The following is a 5,862-nucleotide window of genomic DNA, read 5'->3' as shown; positions in this document are numbered from 1 at the left end:
ATTCACCGTTTATGCCTGGGCCTTTCCGTGCGGGGAGGGTCTGGGCTTTTTTGCGTTTACACGGAATATTGGGGGAGTGGGCTGCTATGTGCTGGTCTTGGGTTTGGAGATGGGGCGGATATCGTGCGCCGCCCGCGCGGCGCTTCGCAGCACAAGGCTGCTCCTACATCTGTTTCGGGCCAGTCAGGCCTGTAAAGGCGGCGCGCGACCGCCTTGTTGGTCCACCACGATATTAAGCTGGGTGCCAAGGGGTCGCGCGCCCAGGCCACAGGAATAATTGGCCCGAAACAGATGTAGGAGCAGCCTTGTGCTGCGAAGCGCCGCGCGGGCGGCGCTCGATCTGATAGGCGCTGAAAATGCCAAGCCTGGCACCCGGTGGCCCCGACTACAATCGGGTCATGCTGGCCAACACTTCAGGCCGCGACGGGGTGCTCACGCTGCATGCTGTGTCGGAAGCACTTGCAGCCTTTGGCCAGCAACACGATGGCCAGCGACGACGCGACGAAGCTGACGATCGACATCGAAGAACCGACCGCAGCCGGTACGCCGAAGTAGCGGTCGGTGATCAGCGCCACCAGCGTGGTGCCCAAGCCCAGGCCCATCAGGTTACTGATCAGCAGGAACACCGCCGATACCTGCGCACGCACCTGGTTCGGCGAGAGGATTTGCATGGCCGCAGTGGATGCCGGCATGGGGAACGAGGCGAAGAACATGGCCGGTACCAGCAGGGTCACCGACAGCCACAGCTGGTCCACCTGCGAATACAGCACGGCCGGCACGATCATGCCCAGCGCACCGATGACCCCGGTACGCATGGCCGCATCGCTGCGGCCGCGCTTGGCCAGGTGGTCGGTCAGCCAACCGCCGAACACCACACCCGTGGTGTTGGCCAGCAGCAGGATGGTGCCGAGCATGAAGCCGGCTTGCTCGGGGCTCATGCCGAACTTGCGGATGTACAGCGCCGGTGTCCAGCTCATCATGCAGAACAGCGCCATGGCATAGAACGAGAAGCCCAGGTAGTGGCAGCTGAACGTGGTCCGGTGACGGCCGATGAAGCGCAGGCCGTCGGTGAGCTTCACCTTGCGCACATTTCCGTCGGCGTCCAACTGCGCGCCCTTGCGCTCGGGGTTGCGCACGGTCAGCCAGATCAGCAGGCCCACGAGCACCCCAGGCAGGCCGACGATGAAGAACGCCAGTTGCCAGGCCTTCATGGCGCCAAGGAAGGCCACCTCGATGGTCTGTGCGTCCTTGAGCAAGGTGATCACGTAGCCGCCGACCAGAAAGGCAATGCCGCCACCGACGAATGAGCCGATGGAGTAGATGCCCACTGCGCGGCCGAGCTTTTCTTTGGGAAACAGGTCGCTGAACATCGAGTAGGCCGAAGGCGACAGGGCCGCTTCGCCGACGCCCACGCCGATACGGGCAAGGAACATCTGCATGAAGTTCTTGCTCAGGCCGCAAGCGGCGGTGGCGAAGCTCCAGAAAATCACCCCGACCGCGATGATGCGTGGCCGCGAAAAGCGGTCGGCCAGGTAGGCGATGGGCATGCCCATGAAGGCGTAGAACAGCGAAAACGCCAGGCCGTGCAGCAGGCTGAACTGGGTGTCGCTCAGCTGCAGGTCGGCTTTTATCGGCTCGATCATCAGGGCCAGAATCTGCCGGTCAACGAACGAGAAGATGTAGGCCACCATGCACAGGATGACCACATACCATTCGTACACGTAACGTTTTTGGGTGTGCTTGAGGTGTTGCGCTTCGGTCAGGGTATTCATGCTTGCAAGTTCCTGAGGGGACAGCCCTGATTGGGACAGCCTGATGGCCCCTGCGCAGCCCAAGGCCGCTCCTGCGAAGGGGCTGAACACGCGGTCAGTTATTGTCTGCAGAGGCTTGTGGCTTGATGGAAATCACCGCCAGGGTGGTGATCGCGCCCATCACCACGAGCATCACCGACACCGGCCAGGCATCCTTGTAAATGCTGAACAGCGCCGTTGCCGCCAGTGGCGCCAGGCCGCCGGAGAAGATCGAGGCAATCTCGTGCCCCATGGCCAGCCCCGAATAGCGCACCTTGGCCGGGAACAGCTCACCCATCAGCGCCGGCTGGGTGCCGATCATCGCGCCGTGACAGAAGGCCATGCCCAGCAACGCCGCCAGGTACACCCACACCGGTGAGTGGGTATCGAGCATCCAGAAGAACGGGAACGCCAGCACCATCAAACCGACCGAGCCGATGGCATACACCACCCGCCGGCCAATGATGTCCGACAGCCAACCCCAGAACACGATGGTGCCGGCCTCGACGATCATCGCCACCATCACGCTGGCCAGCACCAGTTGCGTATCCAGGCCGGTGAACTTGGCGTAGGCGATGGTGAAGGCGAGGAACAGGTAGGCGCTGCCGTTTTCGGCAATGCGGATACCCATGGCCTGCAGCACGGCCTTGGGGTGGTTGCGCAGCACTTCCATGGCCGGCATGTGCTCGGGCTTGTCCTGCTGGGCCTGTTCCTCGACGAAGGCTTTGCTCTCTGGCAGGCGACGGCGGATGTACACCCCCACGCCAAAAATCAGGATGCTGGCCAAAAATGGCACCCGCCAGCCCCAGCTCATCATGTCTTCGACGGGCAGCATCTGCACCAGGTAGAACGCAGCGGCAGACAGTACGAACCCGCCGGAAACACCCAGCTGGCTCCAGGCCGCATAGAAGCCGACGCGGTCCTTGGGCGCGTTCTCGCTCAGCAGCAGCACGCCACCGCCCCATTCGCCGCCCGAGGCAACGCCTTGCAGCACGCGCAGGATCACCAGGCAGGCGGGGGCCAGGTAGCCGACCTGTTCGAAGGTTGGCAGCAGGCCCATGGCGAAGGTTGCCGCACCCATGATCGCCAGGGTCATCACCAAGGCCTTCTTGCGCCCGGCCTTGTCGCCGATATGGCCAAAGATCAGGCCACCCAGCGGGCGAGCCAGAAAGCCCACGGCGAAGCCGGCAAACGAGGCCATGGTGCCAAGCACCGGGTCGGTGCCGGCGGGGAAGAACAGCGGGGCGAAAATCAGTGCTGCGGCCGTGCCATAGAGGAAGAAGTCATACCATTCCAGGGCATTGCCCAGGACCGAGGCGATGACAATGCGGCGCATGGTGCGCGGGTCGGTATCGCGGGTGATGCTGGTGTTCAGGTTACTCATGAGCCATCTCCATGCGGGCCGGTCACCAGAACTTCCAGGTGTAGGAAGTGATCAGGCGATACTCGTTGTAGTCGTTGCCGTACTGCTGTTGGGTACGCATGTTCTTCAGGTCGAAGGCCAGGTCTTTGAGCGGGCCGCTCTGGATCACGTAGCTGAGCATGATGTCGCGCTCGCTTTCCTGGTCCCTTGCAAGGCCCGGGCCGCGGTCGATGTCGGTGCCTTTGATGTAGCGGGTGAGCAGCTTCAGCCCGGGCAGGCCCATGGCGGCGAAGTTGTAGCCATAACGCACCGACCAGCTGCGTTCATCCGGGCGAATGAACGGCAGGCCCGCCCAGTTCGGCAGCCACAGCTGCGGCACGTAGCCGTTCAACGTCGGGAACACGGTATCGCCGGTCATGCGCTGGTAGCTCAGGCCCAGCATGTGCCCGCTTTTTTCCAGGGTGACCAGGCCGAAGTAGGCGCGGTTGTCCACGGTGCCGCTGCGTGCGGCACCGTCTTCACGGTTGTTGAAGTACCCCACGTCGGTTTTCAACTGGTAGCCGTCGGCGAACTTCAGGGCGTGCTTGATGCCGCCGTAGTCCTGCTTGTAGATGTCGTTGAGCACACCATGGAAGTAACTGGCTTGCAGGTCTGGGGTCAGGGCGTAGGTGGCGCCGGCGAAGTCCAGGCCATCACTGTCCAGGTCGTCGCGGGTGCCGTAGCGGTAGAGGCGCTCATGGTTGGATGACTCGCGGGTGACGATGGACCAGAAGCGCCCGCCAACGAGGGTCAGGTTGTCGATGTCGCGTGATTCGATCACCGCGCCCTGGTAAATCGTGTCGAGCTGCCGGCTGGGGTCGTTGGAGGCGACGGGGTAGAAAGGTTTCTGATCACCGATCAGTACCTTGGTGTTGGCGTACTTGAGCTTCAGGGTCGCACCGCCGCGGCTATAGTCGTCGGCGGCCTGCTGGCGGTGCTTGCTGAAGGGCAGCGAGCCATCGTTGCCGGTGGAGTCCAGGCGCACGGCATACTGGCCGTTGAGGTCGAGACCGACTGCCACGGGGGTATCGGTGTAACCGGACTCGAACTGCAGGTCGAAGCCCTGCGACCAGTTGCCGACCTTGGACACCGGCGCGCTGGGGTTGGTGAAGTTACGGTTCAGGTAGAGGTTTCTGAAATTGAGCGAGAGGTGGCTGTCATCCACCACATCGGCCAAGCACGTCAGGGGTAATACGGCGCCCACACACAAGCAAAACGGTTTCGCACGCAACGGCCATTTGAGTTCCATGGGGTAATCCTGGAAGTGTGATCAGTACAAGTCCTGGGCAGTCGAGCAACTGGGCAGAAGGGCTGCAGGTCTTGCGCCCGCTTGTCTGTCACGTATTGTTTTTGTTTTTGTTTCTCAGATATCCAGCACCAGGCGCTTGCCGCGCGCCCGGGAACAGCACAGTACGATCTGCTCGTTGGTGTGTTTCTCCTCTTCGGTCAGGTAGTGGTCACGGTGGTCGGGTTCGCCTTCGAGCACGTCGCACAGGCAGGTGCCGCACACACCTTGCTCGCAGGACACCTCGACCTTGATCCCGATACTGCGCAGGGCGGCGGTCAGGGGCTGGCCTTCCTGCACCTGCACGGTCTTGCCGCTGCGTGCGGCGACCACCTCGAAACTGCCGCCCGAGGTGTCGACCTCGGCCTGGAAGTACTCGTGGTGGATGTGTGGGTCGTCGTAGCCTTGCTGGCGCGCCCCTGCGATCACCCAATCCATGAAGCCCGCCGGGCCGCAGGTGTACAGGTGCACGCCAGGCATGGCGGGGCCCAGCACCTGGGCCAGGTCCAGGTGCTGCTCAGGGCCTTCATCGCTGAAGTGGGTGAACACGCTGGCCGCGAACGGTGCGCCGAGCAGTTCGTCGACGAACGCGCAGCGGCTGCGTGAGCGGCCGCGGTAATGCAGCTCGAACGGTTTACCTTGGGCATGCAGGGCATGGGCCATGGCGATCATCGGGGTGATGCCGATGCCACCGCCCAGCAAGATTGAGCGCGTGGCGTCGCTGGCCAGTGGGAACAGGTTGCGCGGCGCGCTGATGCGCATTGGCGTGCCGGGCTGCAGCTGCTCGTGCACCGCCACCGAGCCGCCACGGGACTGGCTGTCCTTGAGCACGCCCAGGCGGTAGACATTGGCATGCGCGGGGTCGCCGCACAGCGAATACTGACGCACCAGGTCGGGCGCCAGGTGCAGGTCGACGTGGGCGCCTGCCGCAAAGCGCGGCAGGGCCTGGCCGTCGACCGCGGCCAGCTCCAGTACGACCACGTCGCCGCCTTGCACTTCGCGGGCTTGCACGATCACATCGAGCAGTTGTTCGCTCATGGTCGTGGCCCTAAAGGATGTAGCCGATACCGGCGAGGGTATCGTCACTGTTGATCAGGCTGATCACCTTGCGGTGGATCTTGAAGCTGCCTTCCGCCCGCAACAGGGTGTAGGTCAGGTCGGCGCTGTAGTGCTTGAGGCTTTCCTTGCGGAACTCACGCACGTTCTGCGCGCAGCGCACGGTGACGTTGACGCCGTCGTCGCCCAACACCCGGAAGCGCGAAATCGTGCGCACGGTGCGTGGTTGCGGGCTGGTGGAAATCGACTCGCCGCCGATCAACCGCTGCACGCGCAGGCCACGCATGTGGTGGTCGTCGTAGGCGTAGTTGAGGGTGTTTTCGTAGTCG

At 63.2% G+C, this 5,862-nt stretch carries 5 protein-coding genes; all 5 read right to left on the bottom strand.

Annotation, left to right across the window (positions count from 1 at the left end; all coding sequences use genetic code 11):
• Nucleotides 1–413: 413 nt before the first annotated feature.
• On the bottom strand, nucleotides 414–1,772 hold the full coding sequence (locus GIB19_RS27870) for a spinster family MFS transporter (RefSeq protein WP_274888822.1): 1,359 nt from the start codon (nucleotides 1,770–1,772) through the stop codon (nucleotides 414–416).
• A 94-nt stretch (nucleotides 1,773–1,866) separates the two neighbouring features.
• Nucleotides 1,867–3,174: an MFS transporter gene (locus GIB19_RS27865; protein WP_027593650.1), complete on the bottom strand. Its 1,308-nt coding sequence runs from the start codon at nucleotides 3,172–3,174 to the stop codon at nucleotides 1,867–1,869.
• A 22-nt stretch (nucleotides 3,175–3,196) separates the two neighbouring features.
• Nucleotides 3,197–4,441, bottom strand: a complete 1,245-nt coding sequence (locus GIB19_RS27860; RefSeq protein ID WP_274888821.1) for an OprD family outer membrane porin — start codon at nucleotides 4,439–4,441, stop codon at nucleotides 3,197–3,199.
• A gap of 114 nt (nucleotides 4,442–4,555) precedes the next feature.
• On the bottom strand, nucleotides 4,556–5,515 hold the full coding sequence (locus GIB19_RS27855; RefSeq protein ID WP_258703980.1) for a PDR/VanB family oxidoreductase: 960 nt from the start codon (nucleotides 5,513–5,515) through the stop codon (nucleotides 4,556–4,558).
• Nucleotides 5,516–5,525: 10 nt separating this feature from the next.
• Nucleotides 5,526–5,862: aromatic-ring-hydroxylating dioxygenase subunit beta (locus tag GIB19_RS27850; protein WP_274888820.1), on the bottom strand; the 337-nt coding region annotated here is incomplete at its 5' end.

The organism is Pseudomonas sp. ITEM 17296, from assembly GCF_028895205.1.
GTDB lineage: Bacteria > Pseudomonadota > Gammaproteobacteria > Pseudomonadales > Pseudomonadaceae > Aquipseudomonas > Aquipseudomonas kermanshahensis.
The sequence above is the reverse complement of the archived record's forward strand: the minus strand, read 5'-3'. Positions and strand labels throughout refer to the sequence as shown.